The organism is Methylobacterium sp. Gmos1, from assembly GCF_053764715.1.
Genome location: NZ_JBSNCC010000010.1, coordinates 16401 through 36964 on the forward strand (window position 1 = coordinate 16401; position 20564 = coordinate 36964).

Consider the following 20564-nt stretch of genomic DNA (forward strand, 5'->3'; position numbering starts at 1 on the left):
CGGCATGGTGACGGATAGTTTAGACGTGAACGATGATCGCGGGTCAATGCCGACCCGCCGCCTCGCCGCCGATGCCGCGGGTGTCGCCGAGGCCGGCGCCCTGCTGCGTGCGGGCCGGCTCGTGGCGATGCCCACGGAGACCGTCTACGGCCTCGGGGCCGATGCGAGCGATCCGGCGGCGGTGGCGGGCATCTACGCCGCCAAGGAGCGGCCACGGTTCAACCCGCTGATCGCCCACCTGCCCGATCTCGCGGCGGCCCGGCGCGAGGGGGAGTTCGGCCCGGACGCCCTGACGCTCGCGGAAGCCTTCTGGCCCGGCCCGCTCACCCTGGTGGTGCCGGTGGCTGCGGGCGCGTCCGTCTGCGACCTCGCCCGGGCGGGCCTGCCGAGCGTCGCGCTCCGGGTGCCGGGAAGCGCGCTCGCCCGCGCGGTGCTGGCGGCGGCGGGCCGCCCGGTCGCGGCGCCCTCGGCCAACCGCTCGGGGCGGGTGAGCCCGACCGAGGCCGATCACGTGCTCGGCGACCTCGACGGCCGCATCGCCGCGATCCTCGATGGCGGGCCGTGCCCGGTCGGGGTCGAATCGACCATCGTCGCCTGCCTCGACGATGCGCCGGTGCTGCTGCGCCCGGGCGGCGTGCCACGCGACGCGATCGAAGCCGTTCTGGGCCGGACGCTGGCCCTGCCGGATGCGCCTGCGGGGGCGGCGCCGATCTCGCCCGGCCTGCTGGCCTCGCATTACGCACCCCGCGCCGCAGTGCGGCTCGACGCCACGGAGATCCGGCCCGGCGAGGCCGCTTTGCTGTTCGGGCCGGTCGCGCCGGACGGGCTCGACGACGCGGCGCTCTCCCTCAATCTCAGCCCGGCCGGCGACCTCGCGGAAGCGGCGGCCCACCTCTTCGCCCATCTGCGCCGCCTCGACGCCGCCGGCCCGGCGACGATCGCCGTGGCGCCGATCCCGAACAACGGCCTCGGTGAGGCGATCCGCGACCGGCTGACGCGAGCCGCCGCCCCGCGCTGAGCGACGACCCGAAAAAATTTGCGGAACCTGCGGAACCGAACCCGCAAGCCCCGCGTTGAAGGGGCCTAGAAGGTCACCTAAGCCCCCATCGACCTTCCGCCTTCGAAGCCCGGATCCTTCCGGGCTTTTTCTTTGGCGACATGCCTCAGCCGGCGAGCTTCCCGGCGATGCCGGCGACGTGGCGGCCCTGGAAGCGGGCGCCCTCCAGCTCGACCGCGCTCGGCTGGCGGCTGCCGTCGCCGCCCGCGATGGTCGAGGCGCCGTAGGGCGAGTTGCCCATCACCTCGGTGGTGCCGAGCTGGCCCTGGAAGCTGTAGGGCAGGCCGACGACCACCATGCCCTGATGCAGCAGCACGGTGTGGAAGCTCAGGATCGTCGATTCCTGGCCGCCATGCTGCGAGGCGGTCGAGGTGAACACCGACCCGACCTTGCCGATCAGCGCGCCCTTGGCCCACAGACCGCCGGTCTGGTCGATGAAGTTCTTCATCTGCGAGGCCATGTTGCCGTAGCGGGTCGGCGTGCCGAAGATGATCGCGTCGTAGGACGGCAGCTCGTCGACGGTGGCGACCGGCGCCGCCTGATCGAGCTTGTAGTGCGAGTTCTTCGCGATCTCCTCCGGCACCAGCTCGGGCACCCGCTTGACCACCACCTCGGCGCCGGCCTCGCGCACGCCCTCGGCCACCGCATAGGCCATCTGCTCGATATGGCCGTAGGTCGAGTAGTAGAGAACCAGAACCTTCGCCATCGGGGGAACTCCTGTCGGTTTCGGCGCGGACCATCGCGGATCGCAGGCCCGCCGGAAATGCCCTATGGTGCAAGCCCGCTTTTGCATCGACGCAAGGTCAGGAGCCGCACGACGTGACCGCCGCCCTCGCCTGGGACGATTTCCGGCTGGTGAAGGCCATCTCCGACCAGCGCGGCCTGACCCAGGCCGCCGAGCGGCTCGGCATCAACCACTCCACCGCCTTCCGGCGCCTCGGCCAGATCGAGGCGGCCCTGCGCACGCCGCTGTTCGAGCGCCACCGCACCGGCTACGTGCCGACGCCGGCGGCCGAGGAGATGGCGCGCATCGCCGCCCGGATGGAGGAGGAGGTGCTGGCCTTCACCCGCCGGATCGAGGGCCAGGGCCTGAGCCCCGCCGGGGAGCTGCGCATCACCACCGCGGCCTCGCTGCTGACCGGCCTGCTCACCCCTATCCTCGCGGCCTTCTGCGCCCGCTGCCCGGACGTGCGCCTCGACGTGGTGGTGTCGGAGCAGGCGCTCAACCTCGCCAAGCGCGACGCCGACGTGGCCTTGCGCGCCACCAACGATCCGCCGGACACCCTGGTCGGGCGTCGCCTCGCCACCATCGCCTGGGCGCTCTACGGCCGGGCCGACCTCGACCCGGGCACGCCCATGCCCGAGCGGCGCTGGGTCTCGCCGGCGCCCCGGCTCGGGGCGGCGGCGGTCGCGCGCTACGTCCAGGAGCGCACGGCGCCGGAGCGCATCGTGCTGCGCCTCGACACCGTGCAGGGGCTGGCGGACGCGGTCGAGGCCGGAATCGGCATCGGTCCCCTGCCCTGCGTCATCGGCGACCGGCGGGCCGATCTCGTGCGGCTCTCCGAGCCGGAGCCGGCGCTGGCCGCCGGGCTCTGGCTCCTCACCCATCCGGACCTGCGCCGGGCCGCCCGGGTGCGGGCCTTCCTCGACTTCGTCGGCGACGCGATCGCCCGCGAGCGCGACCTGATCGAGGGCCGCGTCCCGTGTCAGCGGACCGAGACGATCTCGACCTCGTGACCCGCCACCTCGACGGCGTCGCCGGCCTGCTTGCCGGTGAGCGCGCGGGCGAGCGGCGCGACGTAGGCGATCGACCCCTTGGCCGGATCGGCCTCGTCCTCGCCGACGATATGGAAGGTCTGCTCCGAGCCGTCCTCGCGCGCGATGGTGACGGTCGAGCCGAAATGCACCGTGTCGCCGGGCGGCTGCTCCACCACCTGGGCCGAGTTGCGCCGGGCGGTCCAGTAGCGCAGGTCGCGGTTCACCCGCGCCATGTTGGCCTTGTCGTCGGGCGACAGGCCGGCATGCTCGGTGTGCAGCCGGTCCAGCTCCGCGTCGATGAGGGCAAGGCCCTCCGGCGTGACGAAGTTCGGATGCGGGGAGACGGGACGGTCGGGGAGATCCTCGAAGGCCTCCCCACCCTCCTTCTCGCGAACGAAGGCGATGCTCATGAAACGGGCAATGCGCGGGGTCATGCCAAGGTTCCGCGCGCTCCGTGCACTTAGCCCGGGCTATGACCTGTGCCGTGGCCTTCCGGCCCCCGTCGCCGTATGGGAGCGGCGCCGCGCCGCAGCGGAAGGCTCCCGCGGCGCGGCCACGACCAATCTCGGAACATCGTCATGGAACGTGCGCAAGCCGCCGCCCTCGCCAGCGCCGGGGTCGGCCTCCTGGTGCTCGCCCTCAAGTTCGGCGCCTGGTGGATCACCGGGAGCCTCGCGCTCTATTCCGACGCGCTCGAGAGCATCATCAACGTGGTGGCGGCGATGACCGCGTTCGTGGCCCTGCGCGTCGCCGCCCGACCCGCCGACCAGGACCACCCCTACGGCCACCACAAGGCCGAGTACTTCTCGGCGGTGATCGAGGGCGCGCTGATCATCGTCGCCGCGGTGGTGATCCTGCGCGACGCCTACGACGCGCTCCAGGCGCCCAAGATGCTCGACGCGCCGCTCGTCGGCGTCGCGGTGAACGGGCTCGCCACCGTGATCAACCTGGTCTGGGGCGTGATGCTGGTCCGGCGCGGGCGCGACTGGCGCTCGCCGGCGCTCGTCGCCGACGGCAAGCACGTGCTGGCCGACGTGTTCACCTCCGGCGGCGTACTGATCGGGCTCGGCCTCGCCACCGCGACCGGCTGGGCGATCCTCGATCCGGTCATCGCCGTGGTGGTGGCGCTCAACATCCTGTGGTCGGGCGGCGCGATGGTGCGCGACTCGGTCAGCGGCCTGATGGACCAGGCGGCGCCCGCCGAGATGGTGGGACAGATCCGCCGGCTGATCTCCGAGCACGGCGAGGGCGCGCTGGAGGCCCACGACGTGCGCACCCGCCACGCCGGCCAGGTCACCTTCATCGACTTCCACCTCGTCGTCCCGGGCGAGATGACGGTGGCGGAATCGCACGCCATCTGCGACCGGCTGGAATCGGCGATCGAGAGCGCCGTCGCGGGCGCCGTCGTGACGATCCACGTCGAGCCGGCCGAGGAGGCCAAGCAGCGCGGCCTCCCGGTTATCTGAAGCCCCGCCCCTTGCGGCGGACTTCCTCCGCCTGTGACAACGCCCGCGACGACGGAGGACGGACGTGGCGGACGACGATTACGTGTACGACGAGGCGACGGGCGAGTGGCGCCCCGCCGGGGAGATGAGCGCGGCCGCAATCCGGCAGGTTCGAGACGCCTCCGGCGCCATCCTCAGCGATGGCGATTCGGTGACCCTCATCAAGGACTTGAAGGTCAAGGGCGCCAACCAGACCCTTAAGCAGGGCACGGTGATCCGCTCGATCCGCCTCACCGACAGCGACGACGAGATCGATTGCCGCCACGACACGATCAAGGGATTGGTGCTGCGCACGGAGTTCGTGCGTAAGCGGTAAACTCTTCTGATCCCGCTTGACCAGCGAAAGCAGCCGCTCGACTGTTTTTCTATCCCACCCGCAACCTCATCCTGAGGTGTGACCACAGGGAGCCTCGAAGGAGGCTTCCAGACGTCTCCGAGCGAGCTGGATCCCTCCTTCGAGGCCTCCGCTACCGCTCCGGCACCTCAGGATGAGGTCGCGGGTAGGACAAGAATCTATCGTTCAGGCCAATCAATTCTCATCGCGGCATCAACACCGGCACCATCCGGCGCATCGCCTCCGTGAGATCCGTCGCTGAGCGGGCGAAGCACAGCCGCAGGAATCCTTCCCCGCCGGGCCCGAAGGCCGAGCCCGGGGCGAGGCCGATAGCCGCCTCGTCGACGAGGCGCTTGGCGAGGCGGACATCGTCCGGCTCGGCCGGTACCCGCGGGAAGGCGTAGAAGGCGCCGGGCGGCGCCGGCAGCTCGACATCCGGCACGGCGCGGAGCGCGTTGCAGACGATCTCGCGCCCGGCGCGCGCCTGCGCCACCTGCTCGGCCACCAGCGCCTCGCCTTCCCGGATCGCCGTGACGGCGGCGTGCTGGAGGAAGGTGGCGACGCCCGAGGTGCCGTAGAGGACCAGCCCGTCGACGATCCGCCCGATCGCTTCCGGTCCCTCCAGCCAGCCGACCCGCCAGCCGGTCATCGCCCAGTTCTTGGAGAAGGTCTGGACGAACAGTACCCGGTCGCGGTCCTCCGGCTGCCAGACGTCGCGGATCGATGGTGCCCGGCCCGCGGCCTCGTGCGCGGGATCGAAGCAGAACCGACCGTAGATCTCGTCGGCGATGATCCACAGCCGATGCCGCCGGGCGATCGCCAGCACCGCCTCGAGGTCCCCCTTGGTCGCGACCCAGCCCGTCGGGTTCGCCGGGGTGTTGAGCACGATGGCGCGGGTGCGCGGGGTGATCGCCGCGGCGATCCGGGCGATATCGAGGCTCCAGCCGGCGGCCGCGTCGAACTGCATCGGCACCGGGACCGGCCGGGCGCCCTGCATCGCGACCGCGCCGAAGAAGTTCGACCAGGTCGGGCTCGGCAGCACCACCTCGTCGCCGGGCTCGGCGGCGATGCGGATCGCGGTGTGGAAGGCGTGCATGCCGCCCACCGTCACGAAGAAGCGCCCGGGCCCGACCGGATCGCCGTAGAGCCGCGAAACGTATTCCGCCAGGGCCTCGCGCAAGGACGGGATGCCGAGCATCCTCGTGTAGAAGGTGGCGCCGTCGCGAAGCGCCCGCTGCGCCGCCTCGGCGATGAAGGCCGGCGTCGGCCGGTCGCCCTCGCCGACCCAGAGCGGGATCAGCCCGGGCCGCTCGACGCCGTAGGCCACGAGTTCGCCGATGCCGCTCGGCAGCACCCCGGCCGCCTCGCGGCTCACCGGCGGCAACGTGTCGGGCAGGGGCGGGACGGTCATGCGTGGGCCTCAAGCGAAGCGATTCGAGGCCCAAGGCTTCGCAAGCGGCGCGCCGCGGCGCAAGCCGGAAGGGACGACAAGCGCGACGCCCCGGCCGGAGCCAGGGAGAGCCGGCGCGGCCCCGGCAGGGCCGCGCCGGCTAGTCGAGCCTCAGCCCTGCCGCACCAGGATCAGCGTCGCGAGCGGCGGCAGCGACAGGATCAGCGAGTGCTCCTGACCGTGCGAGGCCTCCGCCACGGCATCGACCCCGCCGTAATTGCCGACATTGCTGCCGCCATAGCCCTCGGCGTCCGAGTTGAACGCCTCGCGGTAATGGCCGGCCATCGGCACGCCGATGCGGTAACCGTGGCGCACGACGGGGGTGAAGTTCGACACCACGATCGCGATCTCGCCCGGCTCGCGGCCCTTGCGGGCCCAGGCGATGACGTTGTTCTCGGCATCGTCCGAGACCAGCCACTGGAAGCCGGCGGCCTCGGTGTCCCGCGCGTAGAGCGCCGGCGTCGCGGCGTAGAGGTGGTTGAGGTCGCGCACCAGCGCCTTGAGGCCGGCGTGGAAGGAATCCTCCAGGAGATGCCAGTCCAAGCTCTGGTTGTGGTTCCACTCCTTCTCCTGGCCGAACTCGCCGCCCATGAACAGGAGCTTCTTGCCGGGATGCCCCCACATGAAGCCGAAATAGGCGCGCAGGTTCGCGAATTTCTGCCAGCGGTCGCCCGGCATCTTGCCGAGCAGCGAGCCCTTCCCGTGCACCACCTCGTCGTGGGACAAGGGCAGGATGAAGTTCTCCGAGAAGGCGTAGAGCAGCCCGAAGGTCAGGTCGTGATGGTGGTATCGGCGATGCACCGGCTCCTTCGAGATGAAGCGCAGGGTGTCGTGCATCCACCCCATGTTCCACTTGAAGCCGAAGCCGAGGCCCCCGGTATAGGTCGGGTGCGAGACGCCGGGCCAGGAGGTCGATTCCTCCGCCACCGTCATCGTGCCGGGGGCGTGGCTGTAGGTCGCCTCGTTGGTCTTGCGCAGGAAGTCGATGGCTTCCAGGTTCTCGTTGCCGCCGTACTGGTTCGGGATCCACTCACCCGCCCGGCGCGAATAGTCGAGGTAGAGCATCGAGGCCACCGCATCGACCCGCAGACCGTCGAGGTGGTAGTGCTCGAGCCAGAACCGGGCGTTCGAGGCGAGGAAGGCCGAGACCTCGGTGCGCCCGAAATTGTAGATGTAGGTGCCCCAGTCCTGGTGGAAGCCCTGGCGCGGGTCGGCATGCTCGTAGAGGTGGGTGCCGTCGAAGAGGCCGAAGCCGTGGGCGTCGAGGGGGAAGTGGCCCGGCACCCAGTCGAGCAGGATGCCGATGCCGGCCTCGTGCGCGGCGTTGACGAACTCGGCAAAATCCTCGGGCGAGCCGAAGCGGCTGGTCGGCGCGTAGAGCGAGACCGGCTGGTAGCCCCAGGACCCGTCGAACGGGTGCTCGGTGATCGGCAGGAGCTCGATATGGGTGAAGCCCATCTCCTTGGCGTAGGGGATGAGGCGGGCCGCAAGCTCGCGGTAGGTGAGATAGCGGTTGCCCTCCTCCGGCACCCGCGCCCACGAGCCGAGATGGACCTCGTAGATCGAGATCGGGCCGTGGCGGTGGTCAAGCGCGTTGCGGCTCTGCATCCAGGCCTGGTCGCGCCAGGCCGGCTTCGGAAGGCCTTCGAGGCGCGAGGCGGTCTCGGGCGGCTGCTGCGCCGCGAACGCCACCGGGTCGGCCTTGAGCGGCAGGAGCGCGCCGTCGGGCCCGCGGATCTCGAACTTGTAGTGCCCGCCCTTCTTCAGCTCGGGGATGAACAGCTCCCAGACGCCGCCATCCTGCCACAGCCGCATCGGGTGGCGCCGGCCGTCCCAGTCGTTGAAGTCGCCGACCACCGACACCCGGCGGGCGTTCGGCGCCCAGACCGCGAAGCGGAAGCCCGGCGTGCCGCCGATCTCGACCGCCTGCGCGCCGAGCACCCGGTGCACGGCGTCGTTGCCGACGTCGCGCAGCAGGCCGATCTCCTGCTGGTTGAGGGTGGCGCCGTACTCGTAGGGGTCGCGGCGGGTGCGCTCGGTGTTGTCCCAGCCCTCGACGGCGATGCGGTAATCCGGCCGCCGGTCGTGGGCGAAGGTCGCGACGAAGAAGCCGGCGGGGTGGCGCCGCTCCATCGGCACGCGGGTGTCGCCGAGCACCAGGGTGGCGGCGCGCGCCTCCGGCAGCACCGCGCGCACCTCCCACTGGCCGTCGCCGGTCTGGTGGGGACCGAGCACCGAGAAGGGATCGCCGTGCTCGGCGCGCATGATCGCCTCGACGGCGTCGGGATGGATCGCGTAGGCCCGGCCCGGCACCGGCGGCCGCGCGGGCCGCGTCGGGGCTGGCCCCGATACGCGGGGCGAGGCCGCCGCCTGCATCGCGGCGACGCGTAGCGAGACGTGCTTGATGGCACGCTTGCGGGAGGACCCGTCACCGGTCGTCTTGCTTGCCGCGTCCTTGCCCGCCGCGTCCTTGCCGGCCTTGTCCTTGGCGGCCTTGGCCTTCACGGTCACCGGCGGCACGAGGCTCGCCTTCACCCTCGTGCCCTTGCCGGGCTTTCCGGTCGTCACGCTCTCGGTCACGCTCGTCTCAAGGTTGCGGTCGGTCTGGCGCCGGCGAGCGGCCGGCTTCCGGGCGCTGGTCTCGTCGTCCATGGGTCACGCCCCTTTCTGGTCTTCCAGGATGGCCAGCACGCCGCGGGCCGGAATCTCGATCCAGTCCGGACGGTTGTTGGCCTCGTAATCGATCTCGTAGAGCGCCTTCTGCAGCAGGCAGAGCCGCAGCAGGCGATCGTGGGTGCCCTCGTCGGTCACCGCGGCGCGGCTGCCCTGCACGGTGGCGGCGTAGGCCTGGAGGAACGCGCCGCTGACCATCTGGCGCCAGGCCGCGACGGCGGTCTTCGCCCGCTCGCCGGCCTCGGCGAAGCGCGAGGAGACCTCGCGGGTCACCGTCTCGCCGCCATAGGCGAACGAGCGCAGGATGCCGGCGACGTCGCGCAGCGGCGTCGACTTCGCCCGGCGCTCGTCCACCGGGCGCGACGGCTCGCCCTCGAAATCGACGATGATGAGGTCGTCCTGCGAGGCCAGCACCTGACCGAGATGATAGTCGCCGTGAATGCGGGTGCGGTGGGCGCCCTTCGGCGCCTCACGGCTCAGGGACGCGATCAGCGCCTCGATCTCCGCCTTGGCGGAAACGATCGCGGAGGCGGCCTCCTGCGCGCTCTCGGGCGCCGTGAAGCCGAGCGAGGCACAGGCCCGCAGGGCCTTCTCGGCCTGGCGACGGGTGTCGGCGGCGAGCGCCGACAGGTCCTCGTCCGTGAACGGCTCGGCTGCGAAGGCCTGGTCGGCGGTCTCGGTGGCGAGCGCCTTGTGCATCTCGGCGGTGCGCTGGCCGAGCAGCCCCGCCCAGCGCAGATGCGTGGCGAAGGTCTCCTCCGGCGAGTGCGCCTCGCTCTCGGGCACCAGCACGATCGTGTCGAGGTCGCGCCGCAGGTATTCGAGCATCAGGGTCCAGGCGTCGCCCTGGTTGCGCACGAAGGACTGGAGCAGGCCGAGCGCCGTCGTCGTGCCGTCCGGCCCGACATGCTCGACGACGCCGAGCAGCGCCGGGGTGTTCTTGAACCCGGCCTCCTCGGTGAGGAAGCGGCCGACCTCGACCTCCGGATGCGCGCCCGGCTGGAGCCGGCGCAGGAGCTTCAGCATCAGCCGCGAGCCGAAGGCGATCGAGGTGTTGCTCTGCTCCGCCGAGAGCCGGCGGATGTCGGCCGGGTCGAGCTCCAGCTCGGGGTCGAACAGCGAGGTCGCCTTGAAGCGGATGCTGCCCTTCTCGGAGGCGATCTCGCGGCCATGGCGCATCGCGTCGACGATCGCCAGCGCGAAGTCGGGCGAGGAGGCGGCGCCGTAGAGGAGGCCCATCCGCGGGCCGCGTCGGACCCGGGCGACCGCGTGGTCCATGAGCGATTCGTCCTCGCGGCCCTCGTCGACGGCGAGGGGCACGAAGTAGTCCTGCGTCTCGCCGTTGGCGAGCGAGACCGCGATGCGCGGCAGGAGGAAGCCGCCGCTGCCGCTCAAAGCGGGCAGGATCGCGCTGTCCGTCACCTCGACCCCGCGGATGCGGGTGCCCTTGGCGCCGAACCAGCGCCGCGAGCCGATGAAGCGCGGCGCGACCGTGCGCTCGAAGGCCTGGCGCTCGCGGCCCCGCATCAGGGTCTCGACCCCGCCGGTGAGCACCAGCGTGAACAGCTCCGGCGCCTCCGGGCTCGGGCCCATCGTGCCGGTATTCGCGGTCGAGAGCGAGAACCAGTAGAAGCCGTAGGCCGGCATGGTGAGCAGGTACGGCAGGTCGCCGATCGGCGGGAACGAGGTGCCGCCTGTCAGCTCCACCGGCACCGCGGTGCGAAGATCCGAGAGGTCGAGCTGCACCGCCTGCGGCGCCCGCGACAGGTTGGCGACGCAGAGCACCCGCTCGTTGTCGTGCTCACGAATCCAGGCGAGCACCTTGCGGTTGTCCGGATAGAGGAAGCGAAGACCGCCACGCCCGAGCGAGACGTGGTTGTTGCGGATCGCGATCATCCGCCGCGTCCAGTTGAGCAGGCTGGTCTGGGCGCGGGCCTGCGCCTCGACGTTGACCGCGTCGAAGCCGTAGATCGGGTCCTGGATCGTCGGCAGGAACAGACGGGCCGGGTCGGAGCGCGAGAAGCCGCCGTTGCGGTCCGGCGACCACTGCATCGGCGTGCGCACGCCGTCGCGGTCGCCGAGATAGATGTTGTCGCCCATGCCGATCTCGTCGCCGTAATACAGCACCGGGGTGCCGGGCATCGAGAGGACCAGGAACTTCATCAGCTCGATCTTGCGCCGGTCGTTCTCGAGCAGCGGCGCGAGGCGGCGGCGGATGCCGAGGTTGATGCGGGCCCGCCGGTCGGCGGCGTAGAAGCTCCAGAGGTAGTCGCGCTCCTTGTCGGTCACCATCTCGAGCGTCAGCTCGTCATGGTTGCGCAGGAAGATCGCCCACTGGCAGCCGTCCGGAATCTCAGGCGTCTGCCGCATGATGTCGGTGATCGGGTGCCGGTCCTCCTGCGCGATGGCCATGTACATCCGCGGCATCAGCGGGAAGTGGAACGCCATGTGGCATTCGTCGCCGTCGCCGAAATACTGCGCCGTCTCCTCCGGCCACTGGTTGGCTTCCGCCAGCAGCATCCGGTCGGGATAGGACTCGTCGAGGGCGGCGCGGATCTTCTTGATGACCGTGTGGGTCTCGGGCAGGTTCTCGCAGTTGGTGCCGTCCCGCTCGATCAGGTAGGGGATCGCGTCGAGACGCAACCCGTCCACGCCCATGTCGAGCCAGTAGCGCATCACCTCGATCACCGCGTCCAGAACCTTCGGGTTGTCGAAGTTCAGGTCGGGCTGGTGCGAGTAGAAGCGGTGCCAGTAATACGCCTTGGCGACCGGATCCCAGGTCCAGTTCGAGGCCTCGGTATCGAGGAAGATGATGCGGGTGTCGGTGTACTTCTCGTCGGTGTCCGACCAGACGTAGAAGTCGCGCCACTCCGAACCCTTCGGGGCGTTGCGGGCCTGCTGGAACCAGGGGTGCTGGTCCGAGGTGTGGTTGATGACGAGCTCGGTGATGACGCGCAGGCCCCGGGCATGGGCCTCGTCGACGAAGGTGCGGAACTGGTCCATCGTCCCGTAGGACTGGTTGATGTCGCGGTAATCCGCGATGTCGTAGCCGTCGTCGCGCAGGGGCGAGGGATAGAACGGCATCACCCAGATCGCCGTGACGCCGAGGTCGCGGATGTAGTCCAGCTTCGCGGTCAGGCCGTCGAAATCGCCGATGCCGTCGTTGTTCGCGTCGAAGAAGGACTTGACGTGCACCTGGTAGATGATGGCGTCACGGTACCATTGCGGATCGGTGCGATCGATCATCGCGTCAGAGCCTCATTCGATCGGGTCGTGGCGCCAGGCTTTTGGGCGTTGGCTCAACGCGGGGCGCCGGGGAGAGTTCGGATTGCCTGCTGGCGCGAAGGGCCGCCCCTCCGCGCCGATACGCTACCGGCTAGGCGGAGCCGTGCTGCCACGCGCCGCCGGGCGCCGCAAGGCGCTCGGGGCGGCGAAGCCGCCAGATCACCACCGACCGCTCGGCCGGGTCGAGGGCGATGCGGTGGGTCTTGCCGCGCAGCTCGAACTTGTAGCCGAGCAGCAGGTCCTCGACCTCGACCGCGCCGTCGTCGGGCAGGCCGAGCTGCCACAGCGGCACCTCGTAGGTGCATTCCTGGCGGTTCCTCGGGTCGAGGTTGACCATGCAGAACACCGCGTTGTCGCCGGACGGCGTCATCCGCAGGTAGGCGAGGATCTGCTCGTTCCAGGCCGGGGTGAAGACGACATTGCGAAAATCCCAGAGGGCCGGGTTCTCGCGCCGGATGCGGTTCAGCGCGATGATGTGGTCGCGGATGTTGCCGGGCCGGTAATAGTCCCAGGCCTTCAGCTCGTACTTCTCGGAGTCGAGATAATCCTCCTTGCCCGGCACCGGCGCGGCTTCGCAGAGCTCGAAGCCGTTATAGATGCCGTAGACGCTCGACAGCGTGGCCGCCAGGGTTCCCCGAATGACGAAGCCCGGCCGGCCGCTGGTCTGGAGGAAGACCGGATTGATGTCCGGCGTGTTGGCGAAGAAGTTCGGCCGGTAATACTCGCCCATCTCGCCGGCAAGCTCCGTCGAGTAGGTTGCCAGCTCGTCCTTGGTGTTGCGCCAGGTGAAATAGGTGTAGCTCTGCTGAAATCCGGCTTTGGCGAGCTTCTTCATCATCTTGGGCCGGGTGAAGGCCTCGGCGAGGAAGAGCACGTCCGGGTAGCGGTCGTTGACGTCGCGGATCATCCATTCCCAGAACGGGATCGGCTTGGTGTGCGGGTTGTCGACCCGGAAGATCTTCACCCCCAGTTCGACCCAGCCGACGATGATGTCGCGCAATTCCACCCACAGCGACGGGAGGGCGCCCTCGCGGTAGAAATCGACGTTGACGATGTCCTCGTACTTCTTCGGCGGGTTCTCGGCGAACTTGATCGTGCCGTCGGGCCGCCAGTCGAACCACTCCGGATGCTGCTTGATCCACGGGTGATCCGGCGAGCACTGGATGGCGAAGTCGAGCGCCACCTCCATGCCGTGGGCGTGGCTCGCCGCGACGAGGCGCCGGAAATCGTCGAGGGTGCCGAGGTCGGGATGCACCGCCTCGTGGCCGCCCTCCTCGGCGCCGACGGCGTAGACCGAGCCGACATCGCCGTCCTTGGCCTTCAGCGAGTTGTTCTTGCCCTTGCGGTTCGTGCGGCCGATCGGGTGGATCGGCGTGAAGTAGAGCACGTCGAACCCGAGTTCCCGGATTTCGGGCAGACGGGCGATCACGTCGTCGAAGGTGCCGTGGCGGTTCGGGTCGCCGGATTGCGACCGCGGAAAAATCTCGTACCAGGCCGAGAACCGGGCCGCGAGCCGGTCGGCGACGACTTCCAGCACCACCGGATAGCGCGAGAGGTTCACCCGCTCGGAATTGCGGTGGATGAGCGCCGTCTGCTCCAGGAGGCGCTGAAGTTGCGCGGCCGAGCCGGGCTCGTCGGCCTCCAGGGCCGCCACGAGGCCGCTCAGCGCGGCGGCGTCGCTGCCCTCGGCGAGGGCGACCGCCTTCTTCACCAGCCCGACGCCTTCCTGCGTCTCCAGCCGCACGTCGATGCCGGCCTTGCGCTTCTTCTCCAGCCCCCGCAGCCAGGACGAGAAGTCGTCGCGCCACGCCTCGACGGTGTACTCGTAGCGGGCGTTGCGGGTGAGCGGGAAGTGCCCGTGCCAGCGGTCGTTGTCGACGAACAGCATCGGGTCGCGGCGCCACTCGGTCTCGCCGGCGAGCCGCGACAGGACCGCGGCGTTGATGACGTCGTGCCCATCGGTGAAGATGTCGGCCTCGACGTGGACCTGGTCGCCGACGACCCGCTTGATCGCCGAGCGGCCGCCGTCGATCTCAGGCGATACCGCCTCGATGACGACGCGCCCCTCCCCACCCGGGGTGGTGCGGCGCGGCCGGCGCATCGCGCCGATGCGTCGGGCGGCGAGGATGCGCACCGCGCGCGGCTCCAGGCCGATTGACTGGTCGGCGCGGAAGACCAGGGGGGCCACCTCCGGCGTCAGGTCCTGGAACGGCCCGAACTCGCCGCCGGTGCCGGCGATGAGCGGCGCCGGATCGACCGCGACCGGTCTGTCCGTCGGGTTGTGCAGCACGATCACGGCGTTCTCGGCCGAGCCGGGATGGCCGGTATCGATCCGGATCAGCGCGACGTAAGCCGCATCCGGCGCCGAGAGGCGCCACTGCGCCCCCTCGACATTGGCCGCCGGCAGGTCGGCGCGCAGGCGGTTGACCGCCGCGATGAAGCCCGAGATGTCGATGCCGGTATGGTGCTCGCGGCTCTCGGGGGTGGTTTCCACCACATGGAGGGGCTTCGCGTAGCCCCACTCGTAACCGATCGGCAGCAGCACGCCGGCGGAGAAGAAGGCGGCGAGCGCGTAGCGGCTCTTCAGCTCGGCAGCCACGGCCTCCGGCCCGCCCTCCAGCGAGGCGGCGAGGCGCTGCATGTCGTGGTTCTCCGGGAAGGCGATCGACGGCGCCAGGATGCGCAGGCGCTCGTACTGCTCCAGCGCCCAGGGCGCCTTCAGGTCCCACCAGGCGAAGGAGTTGAACAGGTAGTCGAACCCGGCTTCTGCCGTGGCCCGCGCCTCCTCGAAAGTGCAGCCCAGGGTCTCGGCGGCAAACAGCGCGGCGTGGTCGCGGTCCTTGGCGGCGCCGATCAGGGTGCGCCACACGTCCGGCGGCACCTTGTAGGCGGCATCGCACCGGAAGCCCGCGACCCCGAGGCCCTGGAGCCGGGCGATGTAGCCGTTCCACAGCTCGGTCAGCGCCGTGCGCGGGCCGGAGGCGACGTAGTCGAACTCGGCGAGGTCGCCCCAGACAGTGATCTTCGAGGGATCGTCGGGATCGACCGCGTGCGGGCTCACCGGCGCGCCGGAGGCGTCGCGCACGAACAGGTCCGGGCGCTCGTGCGCCAGCTTGCCGTCGTTGGCGGCGTGATTCACCACCAAGTCGGTCATGATCTTCAGGCCGTGCCCGGCCGCGGCCTCGCAGAAGCGGCGGATCTGCTCGTCGTCCGGCGTGCCGTCGAGGTCGCGCAGGCGCTCGTCGAGCCGGTCGGGGTCGGCGACGGCGTAGAGCGAGCCCGAGCCGCCGGTCTGGTGGAACGGGTTGAGGTAGACCCAGTCGAAGCCGAGTTCCGCGATGCGCGGCAGTTCGACGGTCCAGGCCGAGACCCGGCCGACCAGAAGCGGGAACAGGTTGTAGATCCGCGGTCCGGCCGCCAGCGGCGCCAGGGTGGCCGGCAGCGGCGTCACCTCGCGGGTGCGCTTCGCCGGCTTGGTGCTGGTGCGGGGTACGTTCATCGGCCCGATCCTGCCTGCTCTCTCTCGATCCATTCAGGCGGGCTCAGCCGGACCCTCGGGTCCGGCTGAGCCCGGGGTGTCAACTGGCGGACTGACGCAGAACCGCCAGGGGGAGGCGCGCGAAGAGTCGCTCGACGCTCACGCGTCCGCCCTCGGCGCGGACCTCGTCGCCGGTCACCAGGTCGCGCCAGATGCTGCCCTCGGGCACCGGAAGGCTGGTTCCAGCGAAGGCGCCGGCGAGGTTCGGGCCCTCCTCGGCGGCGACCCGGCGCGGCACCGCCACCAGCAGGTCGCCGGCCTCCGAGCCCGCGGTCGTGTCCTGGCGCAGGAAGGCGACGACGCGATCGGCGCCCAAGCCTTCGGCGGCGACCGGGGCATAGTCGGCCTCGGCGTAGAAGCCCGGATGCGTCGCGCGGTCGGCGAGCAGGCGGGCGAGGACCGCCTGCTTGATCCGCCCGTCCGGCCAGGCGGCGAGCAGGTCCTCGAGGCGTGCATCCTGAGAGAGCGCCGCCTCGCGCTCGGCATAGTCGACCGGGCGGCGATTGTCGGGATCGACGAAGGAGAAGTCCCAGAACTCCGTGCCCTGGTAGATGTCGGGCAGGCCCGGCAGGGTGCATTTGAGCGCCGAGCGGGCGAGGCCCGTCACCATCCCGATGCGCGCCAGTCGCTCGGCGAAGGGCCGGAACTCGCGCAGGAACTCCGAGCCCGGCGCCACCAGGGCGTCGAACAGCCTGGCGACCGCGCCCTCGTAGGCTTCATCCACGTTGACCCAGCTCGACCGGCGCTTGCCCTCGCGCATCGCCTTCTCGGCGTATGCCCCGAGGCGCTTGCGGAACTCCTCGACGTCCTCCTGCTTCGGAGATTCCATCAGCAGTTCCAGCGGCCAGGCACCGAGGATGGCTTGCAGGAACATCCACTGGTCGTTGGCGTCGGGCGCCGCCTCGCCCTCGACCTCGGAGAGGTGCGGCTTGACCAGCTCGCCCCAGAGGGCCCAGGCATCCGCCCATTCCTCCGGAAGCTCCGAGAGGGCGAGCAGCCGGGTGCGGGCATCCTCGCCGCGCTTAGTGTCGTGGGTGGCCGTGGTGATCATCGCGTTCGGCCAGTCGCGGGCACGCGCCGCCTGGAGCGCGTGGAAATGCTCTGCGCTCAGGCCGTACTCGCCCGGATCGCCCCCGACCTCGTTGAGCGCCAGGAGTTCGACGAAGCGGTAGAACAGCGTATCCTCCAGGCTTTTCGCCATCACCGGGCCGGTGAGCTGCTGGAAGCGGCGGCGGAAGCGGCGCACCGCCTCCGGGTCGGGCCGGCCCGGCCCCTCGGTGTCGAGGCGCCCGAGAAGAACCCGTTCGGCGAAGTCGTGCACCGAGCGGTCGGGCAGGCTGGAGCGGCGCTTGGCCCTGCGGACCGTGTCGCCGATCAGCTTCAGGTCCTCCGGCTCGATCTCGTTCTCGTCGAGGTCCGAGCCGAGGTAGCTGCGATAGACCGGGAAGCGCGCGATGATCTCCGACAGGGCCTGGCGCAGGGCATTGACCGAGAAATCGCGGGTGCGCCGGTCGGCATCCGCGATCTGCTTCAAGTCCGAGGTCAGGACTTCCAGCTCGCTGGCGAAGCTGGTCTCCAGGATCTCGCCCTTCACGTTGCGCAGGAGCCACGGATAGGGCTCGTCCATGCCGGTCGCCCCGGCATAGAGCTTTGCGACGGCCTCGCGCTTGTCCTGGTCGACGAACAGCCCGTCGATCTGGTTGAGCACGTCGTAGCCGGTGGTGCCGGCGATCGGCCAGGGGCGCAATTTCTCGCCCGGCTCCAGGATCTTCTCCACCACGATGTAGAAGCCGGGGCCGAGCGCCGCCTGGAGCGCGCGGGCATAGCCCGCCGGATCGGCGAGGCCATCGATGTGGTCGATGCGCAACCCGTCGATCCGCCCCTCGCGGATCTGCCGGAACAGCATCGCGTGCGCGCCCTCGAACACCCGCCGGTCCTCGACCTTGAGCCCGGCGAGCGAGTTCACGTCGAAGAAGCGGCGGTAGTTGATGTCGCTCGCCGCGACCCGCCAATGCGCCAGCCGATAGGCCTGCGCCTCCAGGATGCGGTGCAGGGCACCGAAGCTGTCGGGGTGGCCCTTGAAGCCGTTGACGAGGGTCACCGCCCGATCGATTGCCGCCTTCAGGTGGGACGGGGCCGCGACCGCGTGGGCGAGGCGGCGCTTCAGCCCCTCGGCCTCGTCCGGGAAGGCGGCCTGGCGCTCGGCGTTGGTCTCGTCGCCCATCCGGCGCAGGCGCTCTGAGATCGACAGCACCTCGGCCGAGGCTTCGTCGCCGACCTCCGGCAGCGCCGCGAGCGCCCGGTCGAGGATGATCGGGTAGTTCAGCGGGTTGACCGGGAAGCGGTGCTCGAAGTGCCAGACGCTGAAGCCGCCCTCCTCCGGGTCGAAGGCGAGCTTGAGGTCGCCCTTCTCCAGCGCCTCGCCGTAGCGGTCGCCGAGGAAGGGCACGACGAGCTTGTTGCGGGCGCCCAAGCGCCCCCAGTCGATGTCGAAGGCGTCGGCCGCCGGGGACAGCGCGCCCCATTCGAGCACCGAGAGCCACCACGGATTGTCGGCGCCGCCGACGCCCATGTGGTTGGGCACGATGTCGAGCAGGAACTTGAGGTCGTGGCTCTTCAGGACGTCGCTGAAGCGAACGAACGCCTCCTCGCCGCCGAGCTCCGGGTTGATCTCGCGGTGGTCGACGATGTCGTAGCCGTGCATCGAGCCCGGCCGCGCCTTGTGGATCGGCGAGGCGTAGACGTGGCTGATGCCGAGCTTCGCCAGGTACGGGACGATCCTCGCCGCGTGGTCGAAGGTGAAGTCCTTGTGGAATTGCAGCCGGTAGGTCGCCCGCGGCGGCGGCGAGGCGAGCCGCGCGGCGCCCGAACGCGGCCCGCGCTCCTCCGCGGCGAGCGAGGAGGCGAGCTTGGCGAGCGGCCCGCCCGGTGCGGCGATTGCCGCGAGGTCGCGGTCGAGCTTGCGCCGCCAGTTCGGGTAACCCTCGGTGACGCCCGGCATGTTGGCCTGGCTCACCTCGCCGAGGATGTCCTCGTACTGCACGGCCGTCAGAACCGACGGGGCGCGGGCGAGGAAGCGCACCGCGGCCTCGAAGGGCGGCTCGCCCGGCACGTCGTTCGTCGGGATCAGTCCTTCCTGGTGGAGCGCTTCCGCCAGGCGCCGGCGCTCGTGGACGCGCTCCTCGCGCTCGGAACCGGCACGGTCGGCGTCGTAGAGGCCGAGCGACTGGCGCAGCTCCGTGTCGACCCCGCGCCACCAGCCGACGAAGGTCGGCAGGTCGTGGGTGGTGATGGCGCAGAGCGCGTCGCGCGGGTACTCGGCCGGGCGCTTGAACGACCCGCCCTCCCCCCGCTCGAAGGACAGGATGCGGTAGCTGAGGATGCCCGCCTGCATCAGCGCGTCGGAGAAGCCGGCCGGCGCGGTGCCGAGGTCTTCCGCGATGACGAGGCACTTCGCCCGGTGGCTCTCGAGGCGCAGGACCGCCAGCATCGCCTCGAACGGCATCGCCACGTAGGCGCCGCCCTTGGCGCCTTCGCCCACCGGGATCAGGAACAGCCGGGCGAGCTGGAAGGCGTGGTCGATGCGGATCGCGCCGGCGTGGCGCATGTTGGCCTGGACCAGGGCCCGGAAGGCCGCGAGGCCGTCGCGCTCCAGTTCCAGCGGGTCGAAGGGCGGCAGGCCCCAATCCTGGCCGTTCGGGGCCAGGATGTCCGGCGGGGCGCCGATCGACAGCCCGGCGGCGAAGCGCTCGGGGTGCGACCAGATCTCCGAGCCGCCCCGGTCGGCCCCGACCGCGAGGTCGCGGTAGAGCCCCAGGCGCATGCCCGTGGCCAGACCCTGCGCCGCGGCGCGGGCGAGCTGCCGGTCGGCGAGGAATTGGAGCCAGGCGTGGTAGGACACGCGCTCCTCTTGCTCGGCCGCGAAGGCCCCGACTTCCGGCGTGCCGTTGCGGCGATAGGCCTCCGGCCAGTCGCCGAGCCAGTTGGCGCCGTTCCGCGAAAAATGCTCGGCCAAGGCCTCGAAGGTGGCGTGGGCCTCCAGGTTCTCTCCGCCCGCGGCGCGGAAAGCGAGGAACTCGGTGTCCCGCCCGGCCCGGGCCGGCGAGTCGAGCCACAGGGCTTCAAGTACCGGGCTCAAGACCTGCCAGACGCCGGCATGGTCGACGAGCGAGGCGTCGCGCAGGCGCGCGATCTCGGGCTCCGCGTCCTTCAAAAGCCGCTCGGCCCGGCTCCCGGGAAGCCCCGGCAGCGACGTCGGATCGATGAACAGCGTCTCGAGGAACAGCCGCGAGGACGGCGAGTAGGGCGAGACCTTCTGGCGATCGGTCGAGAACAGGGCGTGGACCGGGCTGAGGCCCAGGAAGGCCGCGCCCCGCGCGCCGGCATCCGCCGCGGCCCGGCCCGCATCGGCGTAGGTGCCGATGCCGAGATTGGTCTCGGAGCGCAGGCCGTAGAGCTGTGCGGCGAGGCCCCAGTCGCGCGCGCCCTCGTCGCCGAGCGCGCGGGGTCGCCAGCAGCGCTGCGGCGCGGCGATCACCGTGGCCTCTGCGCGCAGGTCGCCCAGGCTCACGGTGAGGCGGTGGTAACCGGGTGTGAGCGGCGGCAGCTCGATCGCGCCGGCCTCGGGCGACAGGGCCACGCGCCCGTCGCGCGCCGTGCCGCGCTCGTCGACGACGCGCCAGCTCACCGTGCCGGAGGTCTCCCCCGGCCGCACCGGGACCCGGGCGGCGCGCCGGGCCTCGACCGGGACTAGCGGCGGCACCAGGCCGTGACGCAGAGAGCAGATGCGCTCTAGGCTCGTCTGCGCCTCCGCGTCGTTCCCCGCCGGCAGGCCAAGCGCCGCGAGCAGCCCCTGGCGCACGGCGAGCGGGGTCTCGACGCGCCGGCCGAAGGCGTCGGTGTAGTCCGCGGCGATGCCCGCCTCATCGGCGAGCCGCGCGACGACATCCTCGGTCACGGCCATC

At 70.8% G+C, this 20564-nt stretch carries 11 protein-coding genes; 4 read left to right on the forward strand and 7 right to left on the reverse strand.

Features of this window, described 5'->3' with window-relative positions:
* Positions 1 to 46: 46 nt before the first annotated feature.
* Positions 47 to 1018, forward strand: coding sequence for an L-threonylcarbamoyladenylate synthase (locus tag ACS5PV_RS19215; RefSeq protein ID WP_455396948.1), 972 nt, complete (start codon positions 47 to 49; stop codon positions 1016 to 1018).
* A 145-nt stretch (positions 1019 to 1163) separates the two neighbouring features.
* Here ACS5PV_RS19215 and wrbA read toward each other — a convergent pair whose 3' ends face one another.
* Complete coding sequence (gene wrbA / locus ACS5PV_RS19220; RefSeq protein WP_455396949.1) at positions 1164 to 1763, reverse strand: NAD(P)H:quinone oxidoreductase; 600 nt, start codon at positions 1761 to 1763, stop codon at positions 1164 to 1166.
* Positions 1764 to 1876: 113 nt separating this feature from the next.
* Here wrbA and ACS5PV_RS19225 point away from each other — a divergent pair, with 113 nt between their 5' ends.
* Positions 1877 to 2794 carry a LysR family transcriptional regulator gene (locus ACS5PV_RS19225; protein ID WP_455396950.1) on the forward strand — a complete coding sequence of 306 codons (918 nt, stop codon included), beginning with the start codon at positions 1877 to 1879 and terminating at the stop codon, positions 2792 to 2794.
* On the opposite strand, the gene greA is transcribed toward ACS5PV_RS19225, so the two are convergent.
* The gene (gene greA, locus ACS5PV_RS19230) at positions 2764 to 3225 is read right to left on the reverse strand and encodes a transcription elongation factor GreA (RefSeq protein ID WP_455397092.1); all 462 of its coding nucleotides are present in this window, start codon (positions 3223 to 3225) and stop codon (positions 2764 to 2766) included. The two genes, ACS5PV_RS19225 and greA, sit on opposite strands and share 31 nt — an antisense overlap.
* 168 nt (positions 3226 to 3393) lie before the next feature.
* Here greA and ACS5PV_RS19235 point away from each other — a divergent pair, with 168 nt between their 5' ends.
* Both ACS5PV_RS19235 and ACS5PV_RS19240 read left to right on the forward strand, forming a co-directional pair.
* The gene (locus tag ACS5PV_RS19235) at positions 3394 to 4281 is read left to right on the forward strand and encodes a cation diffusion facilitator family transporter (protein WP_455396951.1); all 888 of its coding nucleotides are present in this window, start codon (positions 3394 to 3396) and stop codon (positions 4279 to 4281) included.
* A 124-nt stretch (positions 4282 to 4405) separates the two neighbouring features.
* The gene (locus ACS5PV_RS19240) at positions 4406 to 4636 is read left to right on the forward strand and encodes an alkylphosphonate utilization protein (RefSeq protein WP_455397093.1); all 231 of its coding nucleotides are present in this window, start codon (positions 4406 to 4408) and stop codon (positions 4634 to 4636) included.
* Between the two features lie 220 nt (positions 4637 to 4856).
* Here ACS5PV_RS19240 and ACS5PV_RS19245 read toward each other — a convergent pair whose 3' ends face one another.
* The 5 genes from ACS5PV_RS19245 to ACS5PV_RS19265 form a co-directional block, all read right to left on the reverse strand.
* A complete protein-coding gene (locus ACS5PV_RS19245; RefSeq protein WP_455396952.1) occupies positions 4857 to 6065 on the reverse strand; it encodes a pyridoxal phosphate-dependent aminotransferase in 1209 nt (402 codons plus the stop codon).
* A gap of 150 nt (positions 6066 to 6215) precedes the next feature.
* Entirely contained in the window at positions 6216 to 8480 is a 2265-nt protein-coding gene (gene glgB / locus ACS5PV_RS19250; protein ID WP_455397094.1) for a 1,4-alpha-glucan branching protein GlgB, read from the reverse strand.
* Positions 8481 to 8759: 279 nt separating this feature from the next.
* Complete coding sequence (treS, locus tag ACS5PV_RS19255) at positions 8760 to 12023, reverse strand: maltose alpha-D-glucosyltransferase (RefSeq protein WP_455396953.1); 3264 nt, start codon at positions 12021 to 12023, stop codon at positions 8760 to 8762.
* Positions 12024 to 12153: 130 nt separating this feature from the next.
* Positions 12154 to 15561 carry a maltotransferase domain-containing protein gene (locus ACS5PV_RS19260; RefSeq protein WP_455396954.1) on the reverse strand — a complete coding sequence of 1136 codons (3408 nt, stop codon included), beginning with the start codon at positions 15559 to 15561 and terminating at the stop codon, positions 12154 to 12156.
* A gap of 79 nt (positions 15562 to 15640) precedes the next feature.
* Positions 15641 to 20563 carry a malto-oligosyltrehalose synthase gene (locus ACS5PV_RS19265; RefSeq protein ID WP_455396955.1) on the reverse strand — a complete coding sequence of 1641 codons (4923 nt, stop codon included), beginning with the start codon at positions 20561 to 20563 and terminating at the stop codon, positions 15641 to 15643.
* Between the last annotated feature and the right edge of the window lies 1 nt (position 20564).

Coding starts and splice junctions, on each gene's coding strand:
- ACS5PV_RS19215 (WP_455396948.1), top strand. CDS start 47: ATGCCGACCCGCCGCCTCGCCGCCGATGCCGCGGGTGTCGCCGAGGCC.
- treS (WP_455396953.1), bottom strand. CDS start 12,023: ATGATCGATCGCACCGATCCGCAATGGTACCGTGACGCCATCATCTAC.
- ACS5PV_RS19260 (WP_455396954.1), bottom strand. CDS start 15,561: ATGAACGTACCCCGCACCAGCACCAAGCCGGCGAAGCGCACCCGCGAG.
- ACS5PV_RS19240 (WP_455397093.1), top strand. CDS start 4,406: ATGAGCGCGGCCGCAATCCGGCAGGTTCGAGACGCCTCCGGCGCCATC.
- ACS5PV_RS19265 (WP_455396955.1), bottom strand. CDS start 20,563: ATGGCCGTGACCGAGGATGTCGTCGCGCGGCTCGCCGATGAGGCGGGC.
- ACS5PV_RS19245 (WP_455396952.1), bottom strand. CDS start 6,065: ATGACCGTCCCGCCCCTGCCCGACACGTTGCCGCCGGTGAGCCGCGAG.
- ACS5PV_RS19235 (WP_455396951.1), top strand. CDS start 3,394: ATGGAACGTGCGCAAGCCGCCGCCCTCGCCAGCGCCGGGGTCGGCCTC.
- glgB (WP_455397094.1), bottom strand. CDS start 8,480: ATGCAGGCGGCGGCCTCGCCCCGCGTATCGGGGCCAGCCCCGACGCGG.
- wrbA (WP_455396949.1), bottom strand. CDS start 1,763: ATGGCGAAGGTTCTGGTTCTCTACTACTCGACCTACGGCCATATCGAG.
- greA (WP_455397092.1), bottom strand. CDS start 3,225: ATGAGCATCGCCTTCGTTCGCGAGAAGGAGGGTGGGGAGGCCTTCGAG.